Origin of the sequence: Vreelandella sulfidaeris (assembly GCF_042429665.1) — a bacterium.
In the GTDB taxonomy this organism is placed as follows: Bacteria; Pseudomonadota; Gammaproteobacteria; order Pseudomonadales; family Halomonadaceae; genus Vreelandella.
Genome location: NZ_JBHMAC010000012.1, coordinates 70,768 through 90,016 on the forward strand (window position 1 = coordinate 70,768; position 19,249 = coordinate 90,016).

General features: G+C 56.2%; 15 protein-coding genes, 2 pseudogenes and 1 other annotated feature. Of the genes and pseudogenes, 13 read left to right on the forward strand and 4 right to left on the reverse strand.

What is annotated here, in order from left to right; genetic code table 11:
• The first annotated feature begins 100 nt into the window (after positions 1–100).
• The 12 genes and pseudogenes from ACFFLD_RS13935 to egtD all read left to right on the forward strand — a co-directional run bounded on the left by ACFFLD_RS13935 (position 101) and on the right by egtD (position 12,612).
• Positions 101–1,198, forward strand: a pseudogene (locus tag ACFFLD_RS13935) (IS3 family transposase).
• Positions 376–492, forward strand: a sequence feature (AL1L pseudoknot). (Overlaps the previous pseudogene by 117 nt.)
• A 288-nt stretch (positions 1,199–1,486) precedes the next feature.
• Positions 1,487–1,682 (forward strand): annotated as a pseudogene (locus tag ACFFLD_RS13940) (IS30 family transposase); the annotation flags it as partial.
• Between the two features lie 212 nt (positions 1,683–1,894).
• Positions 1,895–2,242, forward strand: a complete 348-nt coding sequence (locus ACFFLD_RS13945) for an NADH-quinone oxidoreductase subunit A (protein ID WP_035556078.1) — start codon at positions 1,895–1,897, stop codon at positions 2,240–2,242.
• A complete protein-coding gene (locus ACFFLD_RS13950) occupies positions 2,233–3,549 on the forward strand; it encodes an NADH-quinone oxidoreductase subunit D-related protein (RefSeq protein ID WP_386036804.1) in 1,317 nt (438 codons plus the stop codon). Before ACFFLD_RS13945 ends, ACFFLD_RS13950 begins: the two co-directional genes overlap by 10 nt.
• A complete protein-coding gene (locus ACFFLD_RS13955) occupies positions 3,536–4,462 on the forward strand; it encodes an NADH-quinone oxidoreductase subunit H (RefSeq protein ID WP_113271257.1) in 927 nt (308 codons plus the stop codon). The genes ACFFLD_RS13950 and ACFFLD_RS13955 overlap by 14 nt, the downstream gene beginning before the upstream one ends.
• On the forward strand, positions 4,459–5,085 hold the full coding sequence (locus tag ACFFLD_RS13960; RefSeq protein WP_045812309.1) for an NADH-quinone oxidoreductase subunit J: 627 nt from the start codon (positions 4,459–4,461) through the stop codon (positions 5,083–5,085). The genes ACFFLD_RS13955 and ACFFLD_RS13960 overlap by 4 nt, the downstream gene beginning before the upstream one ends.
• Before the next feature lie 30 nt (positions 5,086–5,115).
• On the forward strand, positions 5,116–5,421 hold the full coding sequence (gene nuoK, locus ACFFLD_RS13965; protein WP_035413666.1) for an NADH-quinone oxidoreductase subunit NuoK: 306 nt from the start codon (positions 5,116–5,118) through the stop codon (positions 5,419–5,421).
• Positions 5,421–7,394, forward strand: a complete 1,974-nt coding sequence (locus ACFFLD_RS13970) for an NADH-quinone oxidoreductase subunit 5 family protein (protein ID WP_386036809.1) — start codon at positions 5,421–5,423, stop codon at positions 7,392–7,394. The genes nuoK and ACFFLD_RS13970 overlap by 1 nt, the downstream gene beginning before the upstream one ends.
• Positions 7,391–8,878: a complex I subunit 4 family protein gene (locus ACFFLD_RS13975; RefSeq protein WP_206604585.1), complete on the forward strand. Its 1,488-nt coding sequence runs from the start codon at positions 7,391–7,393 to the stop codon at positions 8,876–8,878. The genes ACFFLD_RS13970 and ACFFLD_RS13975 overlap by 4 nt, the downstream gene beginning before the upstream one ends.
• On the forward strand, positions 8,878–10,287 hold the full coding sequence (locus tag ACFFLD_RS13980; protein ID WP_113271255.1) for an NADH-quinone oxidoreductase subunit N: 1,410 nt from the start codon (positions 8,878–8,880) through the stop codon (positions 10,285–10,287). The genes ACFFLD_RS13975 and ACFFLD_RS13980 overlap by 1 nt, the downstream gene beginning before the upstream one ends.
• Before the next feature lie 52 nt (positions 10,288–10,339).
• On the forward strand, positions 10,340–11,647 hold the full coding sequence (gene egtB, locus ACFFLD_RS13985; RefSeq protein WP_386036813.1) for an ergothioneine biosynthesis protein EgtB: 1,308 nt from the start codon (positions 10,340–10,342) through the stop codon (positions 11,645–11,647).
• Positions 11,648–11,649: 2 nt separating this feature from the next.
• Entirely contained in the window at positions 11,650–12,612 is a 963-nt protein-coding gene (gene egtD / locus ACFFLD_RS13990; RefSeq protein WP_083025447.1) for an L-histidine N(alpha)-methyltransferase, read from the forward strand.
• A gap of 479 nt (positions 12,613–13,091) precedes the next feature.
• Here the strand turns inward: egtD and ACFFLD_RS13995 are convergent, their stop codons facing one another.
• The 4 genes from ACFFLD_RS13995 to ACFFLD_RS14010 form a co-directional block, all read right to left on the reverse strand.
• The gene (locus ACFFLD_RS13995) at positions 13,092–13,268 is read right to left on the reverse strand and encodes a hypothetical protein (protein ID WP_386036816.1); all 177 of its coding nucleotides are present in this window, start codon (positions 13,266–13,268) and stop codon (positions 13,092–13,094) included.
• A 354-nt stretch (positions 13,269–13,622) separates the two neighbouring features.
• Positions 13,623–14,162, reverse strand: coding sequence for an HPP family protein (locus tag ACFFLD_RS14000; RefSeq protein ID WP_386036819.1), 540 nt, complete (start codon positions 14,160–14,162; stop codon positions 13,623–13,625).
• A complete protein-coding gene (locus ACFFLD_RS14005; protein ID WP_386036822.1) occupies positions 14,162–16,990 on the reverse strand; it encodes a molybdopterin oxidoreductase family protein in 2,829 nt (942 codons plus the stop codon). Before ACFFLD_RS14005 ends, ACFFLD_RS14000 begins: the two co-directional genes overlap by 1 nt.
• A gap of 267 nt (positions 16,991–17,257) precedes the next feature.
• On the reverse strand, positions 17,258–17,515 hold the full coding sequence (locus ACFFLD_RS14010; protein ID WP_386036942.1) for a tyrosine-type recombinase/integrase: 258 nt from the start codon (positions 17,513–17,515) through the stop codon (positions 17,258–17,260).
• 448 nt (positions 17,516–17,963) lie between these two features.
• On the opposite strand from ACFFLD_RS14010, the gene ACFFLD_RS14015 reads away from it, so the two are divergent.
• Positions 17,964–19,196: a hypothetical protein gene (locus ACFFLD_RS14015; RefSeq protein WP_386036826.1), complete on the forward strand. Its 1,233-nt coding sequence runs from the start codon at positions 17,964–17,966 to the stop codon at positions 19,194–19,196.
• Positions 19,197–19,249 lie beyond the last annotated feature (53 nt).

Genomic DNA, 19,249 nt, shown 5'->3' on the forward strand with positions numbered 1-19,249 from the left:
GAGTGGGAATGTTGCACAGCAATGATCTGTTCAGCTTGGAAGTGAAAACCTGAACCGCCCCGGCTTTACCGGAGACTCCATATATTGAGAGGATGGCGTCATGAACTCACCAAAACGATATTCCCCGGAAGTCCGGGAGCGGGGTGTTCGATTAGTCATTGAACAGCAATGGGAATACCTATCCAAGTGGGCAGCAATCTGCTCCATTGCTAGTAAGTTAGGCTGCACACCAGAGACCTTGAGAGCCTGGTGCAAACGCACAGAACTCACGCAGGAAAACAGCTCGGTTAACCTGTCTGAACATGAACGACTCAAGCAGCTAGAGCGTGAAAACACCGAATTGAAGCGTGCCAATGAAATTCTCCGTAAGGCGGCTGCTTTTTTCGCCCAGGCGGAGCTCGACCGCAAACCCAATTGATGGTGTCATTTATCGACGAGCATCGTGCTCAGTTTGGGGTCGAGTCGATTTGTAGTCAGCTGCCAATCGCGCCATCGAAGTATTACCACCACAAGGCACTTTGAAGCCGATCCTGAACGACGAGCAGAGCGATATCGGCAGGATGCGTTTCTTACGGCTGAGATTCATCGGGTATAGAAGGAAAATTTCTGCGTTTACGGTGCTCGTAAGGTCTGGCGGCAACTCCACGTTAATGTTGCTCGCTGCACCATAGAACGGCTCATGCGCCCTAATAGGCTTTGGGTGGCCGATTTTACCTACGTCGCTACCTGGTCTGGCTTCGTTTATGTTGCGTTCGTTATCGATGTTTACGCACGATGTATTGTGAGTTGGCGTGTAGCGATGTCGATGAAAACGGGACAGGTACTGGACGCCCTGGAGCTAGCTCTGTGGGCACAAAAACACATACGAGGGTTGATCCACCATAGTGATCGGGGAAGACAATATCCCTCGATTCGCTATACAGAGCGTATGGCTGACGAGGGTATCGATGCCTCAGTCGGCACCACCGGCGACTCCTACGACAATGCACTGACCGAGACCATCATCGGCCTATTCAAAACGGAGGTGATTCACCATCGTGGCCCATGGAAGGGGCTGGATACCGTTGAGTATGCCAGGCTGGAATGGGTTGACTGGTTCTACAATCGCCGACTACAGGAACCCATCGGAAACGTTTCACCAGCAGAACGAGAAAGGACGTATTGTCGTCAACTGGAGGAGTCGGGTGAAGCTGCCTGACTCAAACAAACCGGTCTCCAGAATAACCGGGGAGGTTCATCCCGGGGTTACTCGCTTTGAGAATAGAAATACCGGCCCCAGTCATGGGCGCAAGCACACCGAGCTTGATGAGTAGCGGTCTGCAGTTCATCTTCCTAGTAGTTATAAACAGACACCTCAACTGTGCCAGTCCATGTTGTCACAGCGCCATATAGTTCATGGCAAACACGGTGTAGACACGAACTGAATGTGCTTCTCTGGAAACCGGTGCAGCACCTGCCAACTGATTGGACAACAACGGCATGGTTAATTATCAAGACAACGAGTGTTGCTATCTACTTTTGTGATCCACACAGCCTATGACAACGCGGTAGCAATAAAAACATCGACGGCTTAATACAGCCGAAAGGGGCGGAACTGCCGCGCCACACCCAAGAGGACATTGTATTACCAGTTGAATAGGAAGCGCCTTGACTTCAGGTGGCCAGTTGAGGCGCTGGTCTAAACACCATTAATGCTCACCCGCCATCTATTAGGTAGCGTTGCCCTCAGAGCCTGCACCCACCTTGCGGTTTATTACTTTTTGCACCATGTTTTAGGCAGCATATTCAGTTTGCATTCAGGTTTGATATCTACACTTGTATAAATGCGCTGCTTCAGCCTGCTACGTTGTAATTTACGGCAAGGATTTGCTGGCTAATGACGCGAGGGATTCGCATGGAACTGTTGACTCTGCTTATTGTTTTATTACTGAGCCTAGGAGCCGGCCTGCTAGTGCAGTGGCTGCCTATGCGCCACCAGCCGATAGCCACCTACCCGCAGCGCGCGCCTTTTCTTGGCGGTGGTACACCTGACAGCCATGCCTGGAGCCGCTATCACGTACGTTATTATCCCATGACGCTACTGTTGATCGCCTTCGAAATGGAGATGATGTTCATGTATCCATGGGCGGTTGTCTTCGTCGAGAAGGGCATGATGGCGGTAATGGAGATGGGCATGTTCCTGGCCATCCTGTCGGTGGGCATTGTTTACGCCTGGCGTGAGGGGGTGTTCAAGTGGCAGTGAACTGGCTACGGAAACTTGCTTCGCGCACGCGGGTTCCCGTGTTTCCTGTGCTGGGCAAGCAGGGCGATAGAGCGCTGCGGTACCTCGCACTATCGCCGGAAATCGAACTGGTCGATTCGCCACGCCACGCCAGTGTGTTGCTGATTGCGGGAGAGGTTCCAGCTGATCGATTAGAGCCTCTACGTCGTGTTCACGATCAGTTGCCTGATCCTTTCACTACGTTGTGGTTTCGTAACGAACCGTGGCCTCATCTTGAAAACGTGGATCGGATCGATGATCTCACCGATTTACCTGCGGCCCTAGTCACAGCACATCGTGAACTGATGACAGGCCAGCGTGACAGTGGATGCCGCATCTTATCGGATAGGCCGCCCAATCCTTGGAAAGGTGAAGGCGACTTCGGCCAAGGTGGCGAAGGCATGATGGATGGGGTGCCCTACGGGCGGCCCATGGCCATGAATATGCAGGACGATATCCGCGATGGTTTGACGCTGGATTCGCTGACTTTCCGGCTCGGGCCGTTCTTCATGGCATTTCCGCCCGGCATGGCAGCAGAAATCACGCTACAGGGCGATCTCGTTCAAACATGGAACACCCATCTCGCTCCATATCCGCAGAGCCTCGATCCAGTATTTGTCATCGCCCGGGAGCGACCGGTTCCTATCGCTGAGCTTGAGCTCGCCCGGGCCCGCCATCACTTGCACCGCCTGTTTCATGCCCTGCATCTTGCCGGGCTGGAGAGTGCCAGTCTGGGTGCCTTGCGCCTGGCACAGAACCTCTCGACCTTAAGCTCGCTAGATGGGCTACGTCGACGCCTGGTTCGCAGTGGCTTCTTTCATCTGGCTGCTGTAGGCGGTGGTTTGCTCAATACCGAGCAGGCCCGGCAGTTTGGCGGGCCTGCCGCTCGTGCTGCCGGGCTGGCTGATGATTTGCGTTCACACGATGCCGGTTATCGCCGTCTAGGGTTTTCCCCCGTATGCCAGGACGGAGGAGGAGTCTCGGCCCGTTGGAAGCAAATCTTGGACGAAGTCGAACAATCCTTAATGTTGGCACGCCAGGCCGAACGGGATGAGGTGTACACGAACGATGTGGATTGCATCGAGACGCCACGGGGGCCGTGGGACGAACAGCCTCCCGAAGATGCTAGCGCGATTCTTGACGAGATCTTACCAGGCCTGGAGTGGGGCGATGCACTGGCTACTATTGCTAGTCTGGATATAGCGGCGGTAGCCGATAGAGGGGGCGGAACACAGTCGCCTGGTGAGTCACGGGCAGTGCAGGGAGGTTCGGGTAATGTTGTTAAGTGAGCTGTTCCTGCCAGTACTGATGGTGATGTTCATGCTGACTGTCGGCGCCTACGTCGTGGCGGTGCTTGATCGGCTTATTGCCGGTGCATTCGGCGCCCCTCAGGCAGGCCGTGTCTGGCTTGCTCCCATGGCCCGAGGGGCTTGGCTGATGACCCAACACGCCAATGCCACCGAAGCACCGGACTGGCAGGCCTGGCGGCTGGCGCCGGCACTGTATTTGGCGTTGGCTGCAATCGGACTGGCCGTGGTGCCGTGGTCGGAGTCGCTGGTCGCCACTGACTTGGTCACCAGCGTGGTGCTGTGGGGCAGCGTGGAAGCATTAGCGACAGTGGTTATCTTCTTGCATGGCTGGTCGGCAAACGCGCTGCTGGCACTCATCGGCGGCTACCGTTATGTGGCGCTAGGGCTCTCTTACATCCTGATCAGCATGTTTGTGCTAATTGGCGTGGCATTGCCGGCCGAATCGCTACAGTTCACCCAAGTGGTCGCCTCGCAAGAAGCGCTGTGGAATGTCATACGCCAACCGCTGGGGTTGCCATTGTTCCTGATTGTCGGCCTAGGCATGACCTTCTGGGGCCCGCTCAACCTTGCTGATTCGAAGGACCTGGCTGGAGGAACGGCTTCTGAGATCTCTGGGCCACCTCGGCTGGTCTGGGATGTGGCTCGGGCGGCCATGTTGGTTGCTTTCAGTGGTGTGGCAGCAAGTGCTTTTTTAGGTGGCTGGATGGGACCTTGGCTACCCGGTCCGTTATGGATGGCCATCAAGATGCTGGCAGTGCTACTCGTGTTGCTATTGCTTGGACGGGTACTGCCGCGTATTGCCCCTGAGCGCTGCGTCACCTTGATGTGGGTGGTGCTGTTACCACTGTCGTTTATCGACCTGGTGTGGGCTGGCATAGGGGCGCTGCTATGAATCACGGCATTGGCATTGATATCACGTTTCTATCATTGGCCACGCTCGCGGTGGTCACCGGATGGCGAGTGTTTCGTACCGATTCCATGGTACGCGCCTCCTTTTTCCTGCTGGTGTCGTTCATCGCCGTAGGCGTGATCATGATTCTGCTGGCAGCGGAATACCTGGGCGTGGCGATGTTCTTCATGATGGCTGTGGAGATGACGGTCATGGCGCTGTTCATGGTCATGTTCATGATGAATCCTGCCGGCCTTAACCCGATGAATATGGTTCACCAGGAACGTATCGCTATCGGGGCGGGGATTGTCGGCTTCCTGGTATTGGGCGCCATGGCGCTATTGGCTGCCTTTCCTGACCAGCCGGTCTCGGCAGACCTTGAGCCAGTTAGATCCCTAGGCAATGAGATGCTTGGTGACTCGATGCTGATCTTCGAGTCGGCGGGCATCGTGCTTTTAACCACCATGATCGGCGTGGTGGTGTTGTCGAGTCATCGGGGCCGCTATGGGGCGGCTGCAGTGGGTTCGCTACCGCCGGGGCTGGAGCCGGGTGGCGACCCGGCGGGTAAGCTCGAGGAGGACGAAGAGGAAGAGAGTGGTGGTCATCAACACCATCATCACCACTGACCAAGCAGACAGATAGGCAGGGAGGCTTGCATGACACTAACCACACTTTTGCTATTGGCAGCGGCACTGATTGGCATCGGGATTTATGGTGCGCTTTCCCAGCAATCGTTCGTGATGCTGATGATGGGACTGGAACTGATCCTCAATGGCGTCATGCTCGCCGCGGTGGCGTTCTGGGCCTTTAGCGGGGCTGGGGCGCCAGAAGGGCAACTGCTGACGATCATTGTTATGGCGGTGATGGCCATTGAGATGGCCATGGGATTTGCTTTGGTAGTAGCCGTCTTCCGCGGTAAGCAGGCCGACATGACCGAGTCACTGACCGGGTTGAAGCACTGATGTTGTGGTTTGTTCCTCTTTTCCCACTGCTTGCCGCCCCCGGGATGTATTGGCTTGGCAAGCGCTTGTCCGCTAGGGATAGTGGTCGAGCCGTGTTGGGCCTGATGGGGGCGGCAGTCGCTGTCGTTACCCTGCTGCTCGCGAGTGTGGCGCTCATGGGGGACTGGGGTGGTGCCTATCGCTGGAGCTCACGGATCGTCCTGTCGGTTGGGATGACACCAGCGAGCGCTGTATTTGCCATCGTCGTGCCACTGATCGCTACACTGATCATAGCCTATAGCGCCTACCATGAGTCTGAGCCCGTCAGTGAGGGCGTGCCAACGCGTCCACCCGTCAGGTTGGTCGCTCTGCTGACGGCATTTGTCGGGGCGATGGAGCTTCTCGTGCTGGCTGAGGATCTGGTGACCCTGCTGATCGCCTGGGAGCTGGTCGGGGCCTGTTCATGGGCACTGATTGCCCACGAGTGGCAAGAGGGCGACAACCTGCGGGATGCCGCCTGGGCGTTCCTGGTCACTCGCTTCGGGGATCTGGGGCTGTACATTGCAGCGGCGGCAGCGTTTGCCGGCACTGGCTCGTTTGCCTTTGCTGACCTGTCCCAACTCGATGGATGGCTACTGGATGTGTTTGTTGCCGGCGCCGTGTTGGCTGCAGCGGCCAAGTCCGCCCAGGTTCCCTTCTCGCCATGGTTGTTTGCCGCCATGTCCGGGCCAACACCGGTGTCGGCATTACTCCACGCGGCGACCATGGTCGCCGCAGGTATCTATCTGGTGATTCGGCTGCATGCGGAGATGGCTGCCGTTGCCTGGTTTGGGCCGGTTGCCATCACGTTAGGCTTGGCCACCGCCCTGGCAGGGGGTGTCGTGGCCTATCTGCAAAGGCATGCCAAGAAGCTGCTGGCCGCCTCGACATCGGCTCAGTATGGCTTGATGTGGTTAGCGGTTGGGGCAGGCTTTCCCGGTGTCGCCCTGGTGCACTTCGTCACCCACGCCTTCACGAAAGCGGCTTTGTTCCTAGCAGCCGGCATTGCCGAACGTCATGTCGGCAGCTACTCGTTAAATACGATGCGCCTTGGGCGACTGCTTCCGAGGATTGCAGTGGCGACCATGGTGGCCAGTCTGGCGCTGGCAGGGGTTATCCCGCTGGGGGCATCTTGGAGCAAGGAGAAGATCATCACTGCTGCTGGCCATCAGGCGTCCTGGCTGGCCGTGATCGCCGCCATCGCTGGTGGGCTCAGCGCGTTGTATGCAACACGCTTTCAGTTGCTCGCATTTGGACGAGATCTGCATGGCCCCACGAAAACTGCCCCATCACAGCCAGGGCACTCCTCGGTTGAGGCCGGCTCGCTCTACCTGCTTTCGGCAGGCACGCTAGTGCTATCTCTGCTCTGGTGGCCCGGTGTGGGAAACGACCTTGCTAACCTGCTATCGATCCAGCTTCCCCAAACCAAACTGTGGGAACTGATCCTGTCGCTACTGCTGGTGGCGCTAGGCATTGGCGCTGGGTTTTGGACGGTGCGCCGTGAGGGGTCGAATCAGAGCCGACAGAGCGAGACGCATGCTGCTATGGCGAACTGGTTTGGCCTGCCAGCTCTGGCAGAGCGGGGGATTGCTACATTCATGAGGTTCAGCCATGGCCTGGCACGTTTCGATGATCGCGTAGTGGATGCTGGATTACGGGGCCGCGGAGTAAGTGCTGCGATATCCTTCAGCCATGGCCTGGCACGCTTCGACGATCGAGCTGTAGATGCTGGCATCCGCGCCAGCGCCCGTTTTGGCGTGTGGCTGGCCAAGGTCAGTGATCGACGTGGCGAAGGGGCATTCGATGGCGCAACGAGCCTACTAGCGAGAGGCGTTGACTGGGCGGGCCAAGTAGCGCGGCAGGCCCATACCGGACAGACGCATCATTACTACACCGGTATCGCGGCAGGGTTCGCCGTAATTTTTATAATCTTGGGCATAGGAGCACTCCTTTGATTCTCACCGCAACCTTGGGCCTTCCCATGCTGGGAGCTCTCGTACTCGCCGTTTCACGCCGTTGGACAGAGACCACGGCTCGCCTGTTTGCTGTGGGGGTTTCCCTATTGCCTGTATTACTGCTGGCCTGGGCTTGGCTGCAGTTCGATACCCAAGGCGCACTATTTCAATTTGTCGAAGAGGTGCCTTGGGTACCCAGCCTGGGCATGGCATACCGGCTAGGCGTAGACGGCATCGCGCTGGCTATCGCGACGATGAGTTCCTTGGTCTTCGCTGCCAGTATTGCCTATCCCATTAACACGCAGAACCAGCCTCGGCAGTACTACGCTTGGATGCTCTTTCTGCAGTCCGTGTCGCTTGGCGTCTTCCTCTCATTGGACCTGCTGCTCTTCTATGTCTTTTTCGACCTGAGCCTGGTGGGGATGTTTTTCCTGATCGGCCGCTGGGGGCACGGTCAGGCCCAGCATTCAGCATTCAAGTTCTTTCTTTACACTTTCTGTGGTTCGCTACTGTTGTTGCTGGCATTCATCGGGCTTTATCTATCAGTCGAGCCACACACCTTTGACATGCGAGTGCTGATCGAGCAGCAGCCATTGGCGGGAGCGGGTGTGTCTGCTGGCCTCATATTTCTCGCCCTCATGCTCGGCTTCGCCATCAAGACTCCCATCGTGCCCGTGCATACCTGGTTGCCCCAAGCGCATGTCGACGCTCCCGGACCGGCCTCGGCAGTTCTCGCCGGGGTGCTGCTCAAGATGGGCACCTACGGGATTCTGAGGATTCCGTACTCAATGATGGGGGAGACCTTTGCCCGCTACGCTCTGATTATCGCTCTCTTTGCTGTGGTTTCTATTCTCTATGGTGCCCTCGTGGCATTTGGCCAGGGAAATTTGAAACGACGCATTGCCTATACCTCTATCAATCATATGGGCTACACGGTGCTAGGGATCGCCGTGGCTGGCGCCTTGTTCCAGGATGCGGTATATGCCCGCGAGATGGCACTGATAGGGGCCACGGTAGAGATGGTGGCACACGGACTGATTACCGGGGCGCTGTTTCTGATCTGCGGCTCGTTCTGGCAGCGCACCGAGGAATACGATTTGGATAGCTATGGTGGGCTGCTCCGACAGGCACCGCTATTGGCAACGTTCGCCATACTCGCCTCGTTTGCCAGCCTGGGGCTTCCTGGTCTGGCCGGCTTCGTGGCGGAGTTCCATATCTTTGCCGGCACCTTTGCCGTCTACCCTTGGCTCGCTGTCATTGGTGTGCTGGGCATTCTGATCACGGCAGCGTTGTTTCTGCAGATGCTGCAAAAACTGTTCTTCGGGGCGATGCCGCAGCGATGGGCGAAGTTTGACGATCTACGCCCAGCTGAGTGGGGTGTGCTCGGGGTGCTGTCGGCAGGCTTCGTGATCATTGGTATTGCGCCGCAGTTCCTGCTGACCCTCATAGAGGCTTCAGCAACGCTGTTGGTAGGAGCCCGCTGATGCCTATTGGTGATGTGTTGCCGGAAATCAGCCTGACGCTCGGTGCTGTGATTATCGTATTGTTCGCGGCTTTCGCCCGACAACACCAGCATGTCTGGGCGGCTGTACTGGCGTTGCTCACGATTGGGCTTTGTATTGGGTTGACCTTTACTCAGTGGGATGGACCGCCGAGGCTGACGTTCTCGGGTGTGTGGGCCCTGGACGGCATGGCACTCTCCAGCAAACTAGTCGTGTTGATTGCCGGCGCGCTGGTTATTGCCATGTCCCCTGAGTGGATGCAGACCGATCGCCGCCATGCCGAGTATTACGCATTGATGTTGTTCGCGCTGTTGGGTGTGATCATGATGGCGTCAGCCAGTGACACCATGGAACTGGTCGTCGGTGTGTTGCTGTCGTCGGTGGCCAGCTATCCGCTGGCTGCCTATCACCGCACCTGGGCACCCGCCCTGGAAGCTGGCATGAAGTATTTTCTGATGGGAGCCTTGACCAACACTTTACTGACGATAGGCGTTGTCGTGTTGTTCGGCCTGACTGGTAACACAGGCTATCCAGAAATCGCACAAAAACTTTCCGTAGGTCACGACAGCCTGGCGCTAACCATCGCCACTGCCTCTATCATACTGGGCTTGTCCTTCAAGCTGGCGGCTTTTCCGGCCCACGCCTGGATGCCGGATGTAGCCCAAGGTTCCCCGGCACCGGTGGCAGCCTTCTTGACCGTAATTCCCAAGATTGGCGCTGCCGTCGCATTGGCCCGTTTCGTGTCATTAATGCCGCCGGATGTCGCCTGGCGAGCGATTGTGGCTCTGATCTCGGTCACGACCATGACGCTGGGTAACGTGGCTGCCCTTCGACAGACAGATGTACGGCGCCTGCTGGGTTGGTCATCGGTTTCCCAGTCCGGCTATGCCTTGATGGCTATCGTGGTAATGGGAACAAGCGACCAGGCTCTACCGGCGCTGGTGTTCTTTTTGGCCAGCTACGCCATTGCTAACTTGGCGGCTTTCGCTGTGGTCACCTATCTGAGAGGGCGCACTGCACTGGAGAGCTATCAGGGGCTAGCCAGACAGGCACCTATTGCCACAACGATACTAATCGCTTCGCTACTTTCTTTAGTGGGTATCCCGCCGCTGATCGGTTTTTTTGGCAAACTCATGTTGTTCAGCGTCACGATTGAGGGGGGATACGCTTGGCTGGCATTCGTGGCTGCCGCCAACACCGTTGTCTCGCTGTTCTATTACCTGCGCATCGTGGCGCGGATGATGTTTAGCGATACCCGACCCACTGTGCATGTACTGGTGGGCCAGTGGGCACGAACCACCATGATCGTGTCTGGCTTGCTGTTGATTGTCGGTGGGCTTGGTGCAGAAATGCTAATGGAGTTCACGGATTCGATAGGCTTTGTGCGTTAGGCCTGGCCTGCCGAATCAAGCTAAACGGAGTAATACTTAGAGGGAGTTATTTATGTCACCTATTCAAGATTTAACTATCGAAACAATCGATAGCATTCATACCAAGGAGTGGCTGCGTGCGTACCAGCGGGTTCGTGCCGCCACCGACGCAATTTGCGAACCTCTGCATAAAGAAGATTACATGGTGCAGAGCATGCCGGACGTCAGTCCCCCGAAATGGCACATCGCCCATGTCAGCTGGTTCTTCGAAGCCTTCATCCTCAAGCCGTTTCACCCCAGCTACCAGACCCTCGACCCCGCATACGATTACCTTTTCAACTCTTACTATGAGACCCACGGTACGCCGTTTCCTCGTCCTGAACGCGGCATGATTTCGCGCCCCACAGTGGATGACGTCTATCGCTATCGCGCGCACATTAATCAGGCCATGGAAGAATTGCTCAACGACCCTCCGCAAGAACACCTGCAGGAGATTCTCCATCGTCTGGAGCTTGGGTTGCCTCACGAGCAGCAACATCAGGAACTGCTGTTCATGGACATAAAGCATATCCTGGCCCAGAACCCGCTCTGCCCAGTCTATCGAGGTGATCTTGTGTCGGCACCCGCCCATGAGGTCGGTGAACTCGGTTGGCACGCTTATCCAGCCGGAGTGCGGCAGATAGGTCATGATGCCAACGATAGCAGTTTTGCCTACGACAACGAAATGGGGCGTCATCGTCAATTCATTGAGGCTTTCCAGATCGCTGACCGTCCGGTTACCAATGGTGAATTTCTCACGTTCATGCAGGCGGGGGGATACGACAAACCTGACTATTGGCTGTCGGATGGCTGGGCCACGGTCAAGGCGGAAGGCTGGAAGGCGCCACTTTACTGGGTCGAGCGGGACGGCGTCTGGCATCACTATACTTTAAGCGGGCTGGTGCCAGTGGACGTGAATGCGCCGGTTTGCCATGTCAGCTTCTACGAGGCCGATGCCTATGCCCAATGGGCCGGCGCACGCCTACCTACTGAGGCCGAGTGGGAGGCGGTGGCTCAACATGTCCCCCTGCATGGCAACTTCGTCGAACAAGGCCATCTTCAGCCGGTCGCGGCTGCCCCCGGCGGATCCAGCGAGGGGCCGAGGCAGATGTTCGGTGATGTTTGGGAGTGGACCGGCAGCGCCTATCGGCCCTATCCAGGATTTCGCAAGTTGCCGGGCAGCTTAGGTGAATACAACGGCAAGTTTATGTCGGGGCAGATGGTGCTTAGAGGTGGCTGTTGTGCCACCCCGGAAGACCATATCCGCACGACCTATCGTAATTTTTTCCCACCTCATGCCCGTTGGGCATTTTCCGGATTCCGTCTTGCTAAGGAGAGCTAATCATGAGCCTGGCCGTACAATTCCACGACTTGCACCCGTCCCCAGCCTCAACATCGCTTCGCGATGAGATACTGACGGGATTCAGAGCCGATCAAAAGTTCGCCTCGCCAAAGTTCTTTTATGATCAGCGTGGTTCTGAGTTATTTGATCAAATTTGTGAGCAGCCAGAATACTACCCGACACGGACCGAGGAGGCGATCCTCGCGGAGGCCGCCGATGATATAGCCGAGATAGCCGGGCATGAAGCCACGTTGATCGAGCTTGGCAGCGGGGCGAGCCGTAAGGTACGACTTCTACTGGAAGCCATGCGTCCTAGCAGTTACCTGGGAATCGACATCTCGCGGGATTTTCTGCTCGACAGTACACGACGACTAGCGGCGGATTACCCATGGCTTGAAGTGCATGCCGCCTGTGCCGATTTCTGTTGCAATATGGCCTTACCGGACGGGCTATGCTGCGAAAGACCGGTCGGTTTTTTTCCTGGTTCAAGTATCGGTAATTTCGACCCCCAAGCCGCTGAAGATTTTCTTCGTGGACTGCATTCTTTGTTACCCACCGGCAGCGGATTGTTGGTAGGAGTCGACTTGGTTAAGGATAAGCCGACCCTTGAAGCCGCCTACAACGATGCAGCGGGTGTGACGGCAGCATTCAACCTAAATCTATTGGAACGGCTACGGCATGAGCTGCACGCTAAAATCGATCCCGCCAATTTTGTCCATCATGCGTTCTTCAACGAAGCGCACTCTCGTATTGAGATGCATCTGGTCAGTCAGTTACCTCAAGTCGTCACTATTGAAGGGGAGCGCTTCAGTTTTCTGGAAGGCGAGACAATCCACACTGAAAACTCGTATAAATACACGCTCGAGGGGTTTCAGGCGTTGGCGGGACGTGCGGGATTTGAGGCGCTCTCGTCCTGGACCGATGCGAATAGCTTGTTTAGCGTCCACTACCTGACGCGTGCCTAGGGGACACTGATAGCGCGGCCACTACAACTCCACATTAAGCGCTGATAGGGAAGGCCAAGGACAGGCCAATCCCGGGAGTACACATAAGGGGTCGCGCCAGTTCGCGGTGTCACTTCGGCGCTGAGGGTAGTCACCTTGAATTGAGGGGCGCGCTTAAGGACCATTCCTTCGTAGCAGATAGCTGCAGTGATGCCGGTGGTCGTGGCTCTTGGCAGGTCTCGATGGCACGCATGCGTGCCATCTGGAAGGGCAGGTGAGGGCCGAACCAAGCATTGTTGCTGACATTTACTAGTAACTGCGCCTTGGACAGAAGTTCTGTGACTTCGGCACCAAGACCGCTTCGTAGGAGATGAAGACCCCTACGGGCGTCTCTGATGAATTAAGGACGTGCGCTTGCCTTCCCGGTGTGAAAACAAACATGGCCGCCCCGAGCACGTCGGGGACCGAACCCAAGAAGTCTCGAAACGGGACATATTCACCTAAGGGCACCAAGTGCGTTGGTAGTAGAAGCCTGAGAGATGGGAGAGGCTTACCACCACAGTGTAGATACGACCCTCCGCTTCGCGTATCGGGACGCCAATCAGTAACAAGTTGCCTGCCTGCTCGGCTAACGCCCCAAGCTCAGCAAGATATTCATTAGCCTGGTTATACCACATCGGGATTGCTGCTTCTGGCCAGATCCCGATGACGGTCCCGAGGGCAAGGTACCGTGGCTTTTTTCGAGCACTACGCTTACTTATTAGCACTAGGGAAACACTACATAAATCCCACCGGAGCTGCCAGGCAGCCATCGACAGGGTAATGGTATCTAGCTTTCTGTCACCGTCTGCCAAAGCTGCCCTATGAATAGAGTTCTTTGCTGTGCGAGCGCAAGAAAAAGCCTTGCTACGCAGATTATCGACTGGCGTAACCTCCATTGAGTGACGAAAACCGCTGTAAACCGACAATTAGTTTCCCGCGTTCACGGCCTATTAGCGTCACGGAGCCCGCCGCAACCCGCTCAGATCAAACTATTGATTACGCTTATCACCGAACAAAATTCCAGCACGCGCGCGCCGCAACGGCTCTCCGATCAAGACAATCAGCCCGACCCCAACCGCAATGGCGAGCATATCGGAAGGTACCAGCTTGAAACCGCCTAAGGCGATCAGCAGAGCTGTAGCCGCAGCCGGCGGGTGCGAGGCCTTAAGTAGCTGCTGAACGAGCAGGCAAATTCCCATCGCGATGGCCGATGCACCGACGCGCGACAGGAGCATGGTCTGGCTCGACAGCACCGATGGGGCCTGGCTCGCCCCGGTCAGTAGAACACCGACTGCGCCTGCGGCCACGCCAATCAAGTGCCCCATCACCGTGTTGTAAAGCCTGGCCGACTCTAGGTTGGGCTTGTGCACATGCAGGAAAATGCTCGGACCCAGGCTGGGGCATAGCCAGGGTTGACCGGCAATGACCGCTACACCCCCGATCAATAGCGTCGTGAATGCAGCGGTGACCGGGGACCAGAACCACTCCGGTCCGCCAAATGGCTTTCCATTCTTCGTATCCTCGCCCATCAACTTGGCACTATCAGACTTTGCGGAGCGGTCTGTTTGATTCGCGTCTTCAGCCAGGCCAATTGCCGACTGTTATGCTCCGACATGCGCTGCAATAGCTCCATCATTTCGTCGTCGCGCAGCGCCTGCGTAGCTTGCTTCAACACAACGATCGATATATGCGATTCCTGTGCCAGCAACCAGCAATCATGCAAATCACGCAGTAGCGAAAGAGGGCCCTTATGGTGGCTCGGCTGAAGCACCTCAAGCAGCTTATCTGCCTCCTTTTCCTGAGTTTCGCCGTAGCGCTGGATGCATGGTTGCAAGTCTTCGGAATGCTCTTGTGAGAAGCGCGCTAGCATTTTGCATATCGCGCCAATGTCCGGCTCGGCTTTATGCTTTTCCGCCACGGCGAACAGCGCCTGAGCAGTGGCGCGCGAGCTATCGTCGAGCAGACCGAGGTAATCGGCCACATGCGCCCTGGGGTTCTCCGAAGCCTCCTTTAAATGCTCGTCGCGCATCGGATCATCCATCTCGAAGGGCTCGCCCGGTTGCATCTTTCGCAAACGCACCGCGGCGTACTTGAAATACGGCTGTTTGCTCACCGGATCCCACTCATACAGCGTCATCTCGTTGACTGCCCGCGGCCGCTCGTCATTGTCCCAGTAGCCATAGTGAAACGGCATGAACACATGGCCTGGCTCGATATCACCAAGACACGCGGGAGCGTAGGCCCACCCGCGCCGGCTCTCGATCTGCAAAATGTCTCCCTCTTCGACCCCCAGACGCGTTGCATCGTCGACATTAAGCTGGATAAAGGCATCCGGCGCAGCTTCGTTCAGCTCGCGAGAATGTGCAGTCTTGGTTCGCGTGTGAAATTGGAACACCACCCTTCCGGTGGTCAAGTGCAACGGATAGTCCTCATCGACTATTTCGTGAGGAACAACGTAGTCGGCGCCCTTCAAAAGAGCGCGGCCAGCGGGGTTCAGCGCTTTAAACGTTTTGGGCGTGACGGCCGCACCGGTGTCCAGGTCATGGCCGAAGTTCTCCGCTGTGTCGTAGAATGTACGGAAAACATGATCGGAATAGAGGTGCTCGCGCCCGTGCGGATACTGCTCATTGCACGGCCACTGGATACCGGAGCCGCCGCTCAGCTTCTCATAGCTCATGCCCGTGTAATCACAGAGTTGGCCCCGCGTACATTCGCGCCACGCATCAAACGCTTCCTCGGGCGTGTTCCACTTGATCAACGGCTCGCCATCCTTGTCTCGAAAATCCATGCGGCGTGCATAATCAAGCCAGATATCGAGGTCGGCTCGCGCCTCGCCGGGGGGCTCGATGGCCTTATGCGAAATATGCACTGTCCGGTCGACGTTCGTGAAGCAGCCTGTTTTCTCGCCCCAGATCGCTGCCGGCAGCACGACATCGGCCAGAAGGGTCGTCTCGGTATGAAAACCATCTTGAGCCACCACGAAGAGATCTTTGCGAGCGAGCATCGCGCGTACTCGATGTAGGTCCGGCAGCGACACGGCGGGATTGGTGGCCGAGATCCAGAGCATCTTTAAAGTACCTTTTTCCGCGTAGCGGAAGATCTCCAATGCATGGGTCGGCGGTTTCCAGGCGGGGAGCTGTTCTTTTTCTATGTTCCACAGATCCGCCAGTTGCTGGACATGGTCCGGGTTTTCCCAGTTACGAAAGGCCGGCAAGTCGCCGTCGGCACCGCACTCGCGCGTGTTCTGTGCCGTGGGTTGGCCATTCATTTGTAATACACCGCTGCCAGGCTTCCCGATCAGGCCACGGATGAGGTTAATGTTGTTGACCTGAACCGCAGCGGCCGTTGCCTGGTTAGACTGATAGACGCCCTGCAAGACAGTAGAGACCAAGCTTTTAACCTCACCGAGAATGGTGGCAGCAGCACGCAGGTCAGCTACCGGCACGTCAGTCAGTTCTTCGACACGCTCCGGCGAATACTTCGCCACCGTTTGCCTGAGCTTGTCGAAGTCCATCGTGTGATTGTCGATGAAGTCCTGGTCGATATGCCCCGCTTCAATAATCAGGTGGAGCAGGCCGTTGAGCAGCGGCACGTTGGTGCCGACCCGTGGCGCCAGGTGAACGTCCGCCTTGGCCGCAGTGGCTGTACGCCGCGGATCGATTACCACCAGCTTGGGCGGGTTGGGTCCACTTAGCCGGTCGAGAATCCGCATCCACAACACAGTCTGGGTATTGGAAATGTTATGGCCAACGTGAAGAATCCCCTCGGTCATATCCAGATCGGTATAGCTTCCCGGCTGACCGTCCGAGCCGAAGCTTTCCTTCAACGCTGCCGCAGCGGTTGCAGTGCATAATCGGGTATTACCGTCCATATGAGGTGTGCCGAGGCCAGCCTTACCGATCACGGCGAGGGTATAGTACTCCTCCAGAAATAGCTGGCCCGACGTATAGAAGCCTATTGCATTAGCCGTGTACTGCTCATAAATCTCTTTTGAGCGGCGCACGATCAGCTCCATCGCTTCGTCCCAGCTAGCCGGTTCCAGTTGGCCGCTGTCACGGCGAATCAACGGCTGAGTGAGCCGATTATCGCTGTGGTTGGCAATCCAGCCATGCAACCCCTTCGGCCCGAGCCGACCTCGGTTGACCCGGTCATCGGTGCGACCGCGCACGCCGACGATTTTTCCTTCCTTGACGGCGATGTCTAACCCACATCCGTTCGAGCACAATACACAGGCCGATTGCACCCAGCGCTCAGGCTCGTCGGCAAGCTGATAATCAGGGCGATCGGGCCATTGGCCAACGTAGGGCGTTCTATCACCCCAGATATTGTCGATACTGTCTCGGGATTGTGCGGTCATGGCAGGCTCCTAACATGCATGTATGTGACAACTGAGAGCAGCATAGTAGATAACGGCCATCTCAACAGGAGCGGTCTAGCTGAATCGGACCAGGTATTCTAGACACTGTTTGGTCTAGTATTTGGGGTTTGAAGGGTTTGTCTAAGCGGTCAATGTAAGTGTTCGAATAAGGTTTTCATCTAACGATGAGCCATTATGTCAGCTTTCACTAAAAGATCGCTTCTGGCCGGGCAACGACGGCCCGAAATAGGCCGTCGTTTGTCTATATCAAACTTCTGTCTGTTCTGCCACTTCCAACGCATTGTCTACTTCAACCTCAAGATATCGGACGATGCTTTCCAGCTTCGTGTGACCCAGGAGCAGTTGCACTGCCCTCAAATTTTTCGTGCGACGGTATATAAGCGAAGCTTTGGTGAGGCGCACCATGTGTGTGCCATAGATACATGCATCTAAACCTATTTCGGTGACCCAGGCTTTCAGAATACGGGCATATTGGCGCGTGGAGAGATGCTCTGAGCTATTGATTCAGCTGGGAAACATGAAGTCTCTTTTTCTGAGTTGAGCAAGCTGTATCCAGTCCATAACTGAGATAGGGGTTTGCTCGGTTATTTCGAACTGTTCAGGTCTTTGCTTTTTTGCTGCGTCCAATGGCTCGTGAGGGCATACACGCATCATGGGCTATATCCCGTACTCGTAAATTGACGAGGTCGTAGCTCCGAAATTTACTATCCTATCGTTGACCAGGCTAAAGAGGAGGAGATCTTTCGTCTTTTTAGCAAGTTGTATCCGAACACTAATAGCTCAGGTATTTTTAAGAAGCATAGGCCTCCTGTTCTACCAACTTGCCTTTACGACAAGATGCAATGGAGATTTCAGCCGAAACGTTTATGGGTTGGAGATCGGCGATATAGACACGGAGGGTATTCTCTTGCAAGACACCTATTATTCCCCAGCACAAACGAAGGCGAGAAAGTTGAACCAGCACTGCGTCTGCGTCACTCTTCATCGGCCGGAAGTGGTTCGTCGTCTAGCTAACCAGTTGGGAAGTAATGCGAACGACATGCTTTCCAGTTCAGTCTGGCATCACTTCTTTTCAGATGTTGCGGTTTTTGTTCCCAGCCAAGATCTAGATCGGATGCTGGCCATTGTCGGAGCTCTGGAAGCCGCGGCCGAGCTCCCCGACTTCCATCGCCGTGTTTTATCCAGAGCTCCTCAGAGCGCCCGAGCCAATCCTGGTCCCGTAGGCGCCTTCATGGGCTATGATTTTCACCTCGGTGGGGAGAGTCCACGCCTTATCGAAGTCAACACCAATGCAGGGGGCGCCTTTCTCAATGTTGAGCTTGCACGAGCCCAACTGCAATGCTGCAGCGGGGCTACTCGGGTGGCTTGGGCCGAAAACTTTGATAATGCAGTCATCGCTCAGTTCGAGAGTGAATGGCGCGCCCAGCGGGGCAGTGGACGACCGAAAAGCATAGCGATCGTCGATGACCAGCCTATCGAGCAATACCTCTATCCTGAGTTCCGACTAGCACAGCAGCTGTTTCGGGATAATGGAATCGATGCCTACATAGTCTCTCCCTCTGATCTCAGATATGAGTTTGGTGCGTTATACAGCGGCGGCAAGCGAATCGACATGGTTTACAATCGCCTAGTGGACTTCGCTCTGGAGGTGCCGGAGCATGCCGCACTGCGCTCGGCTTGGCTGGACGGAGGCGCTGTCATAACCCCCAACCCATTCTCACACGCGCTCTTTGCGGACAAGCGCAATTTAGCCGAATGGTCTGATCCTTCCATTCTTCAGGATTGGGGGTTGAGCCCAGAGAACGCCGAGCTGCTTCGCTGCGGCGTTCCGCGCACCGTTAGGGTTGCCGCTAGTAACGCAGATGAGCTTTGGCAACAGCGACGGCTGTGGTTTTTTAAACCAGTGGCAGGTTATGGCAGCAAGGGCGCTTATCGGGGCAGCAAACTTACCAAACGCACATTTTCCCAGATACTCGAAAGTGACTATATCGCTCAGGCGTACGTGCCTCCCTCGGAGCGACTGGTTCTGGTCGATGGCGAGCGGGAAATGCTCAAGGTAGACGTACGGCTATATACCTATCGTGGCAATCTGATTCTGGCTGCGGCACGCCTGTACCAAGGCCAAACCACGAATTTTCGTACACCGGGGGGCGGATTCGCACCCATACTCATTGAGCCGATCTGACATAAGGCGTGGCTTTCCAACCATAGTCTCACGGAGCGGCCTGGCACTGATCT

Coding starts and splice junctions, on each gene's coding strand:
- egtD (WP_083025447.1), top strand. CDS start 11,650: ATGAGCCTGGCCGTACAATTCCACGACTTGCACCCGTCCCCAGCCTCA.
- ACFFLD_RS14005 (WP_386036822.1), bottom strand. CDS start 16,990: ATGACCGCACAATCCCGAGACAGTATCGACAATATCTGGGGTGATAGA.
- ACFFLD_RS13980 (WP_113271255.1), top strand. CDS start 8,878: ATGCCTATTGGTGATGTGTTGCCGGAAATCAGCCTGACGCTCGGTGCT.
- ACFFLD_RS14000 (WP_386036819.1), bottom strand. CDS start 14,162: ATGGGCGAGGATACGAAGAATGGAAAGCCATTTGGCGGACCGGAGTGG.
- ACFFLD_RS13995 (WP_386036816.1), bottom strand. CDS start 13,268: ATGTGGTATAACCAGGCTAATGAATATCTTGCTGAGCTTGGGGCGTTA.
- ACFFLD_RS13955 (WP_113271257.1), top strand. CDS start 3,536: ATGTTGTTAAGTGAGCTGTTCCTGCCAGTACTGATGGTGATGTTCATG.
- ACFFLD_RS13945 (WP_035556078.1), top strand. CDS start 1,895: ATGGAACTGTTGACTCTGCTTATTGTTTTATTACTGAGCCTAGGAGCC.
- ACFFLD_RS13960 (WP_045812309.1), top strand. CDS start 4,459: ATGAATCACGGCATTGGCATTGATATCACGTTTCTATCATTGGCCACG.
- egtB (WP_386036813.1), top strand. CDS start 10,340: ATGTCACCTATTCAAGATTTAACTATCGAAACAATCGATAGCATTCAT.
- ACFFLD_RS13970 (WP_386036809.1), top strand. CDS start 5,421: ATGTTGTGGTTTGTTCCTCTTTTCCCACTGCTTGCCGCCCCCGGGATG.
- nuoK (WP_035413666.1), top strand. CDS start 5,116: ATGACACTAACCACACTTTTGCTATTGGCAGCGGCACTGATTGGCATC.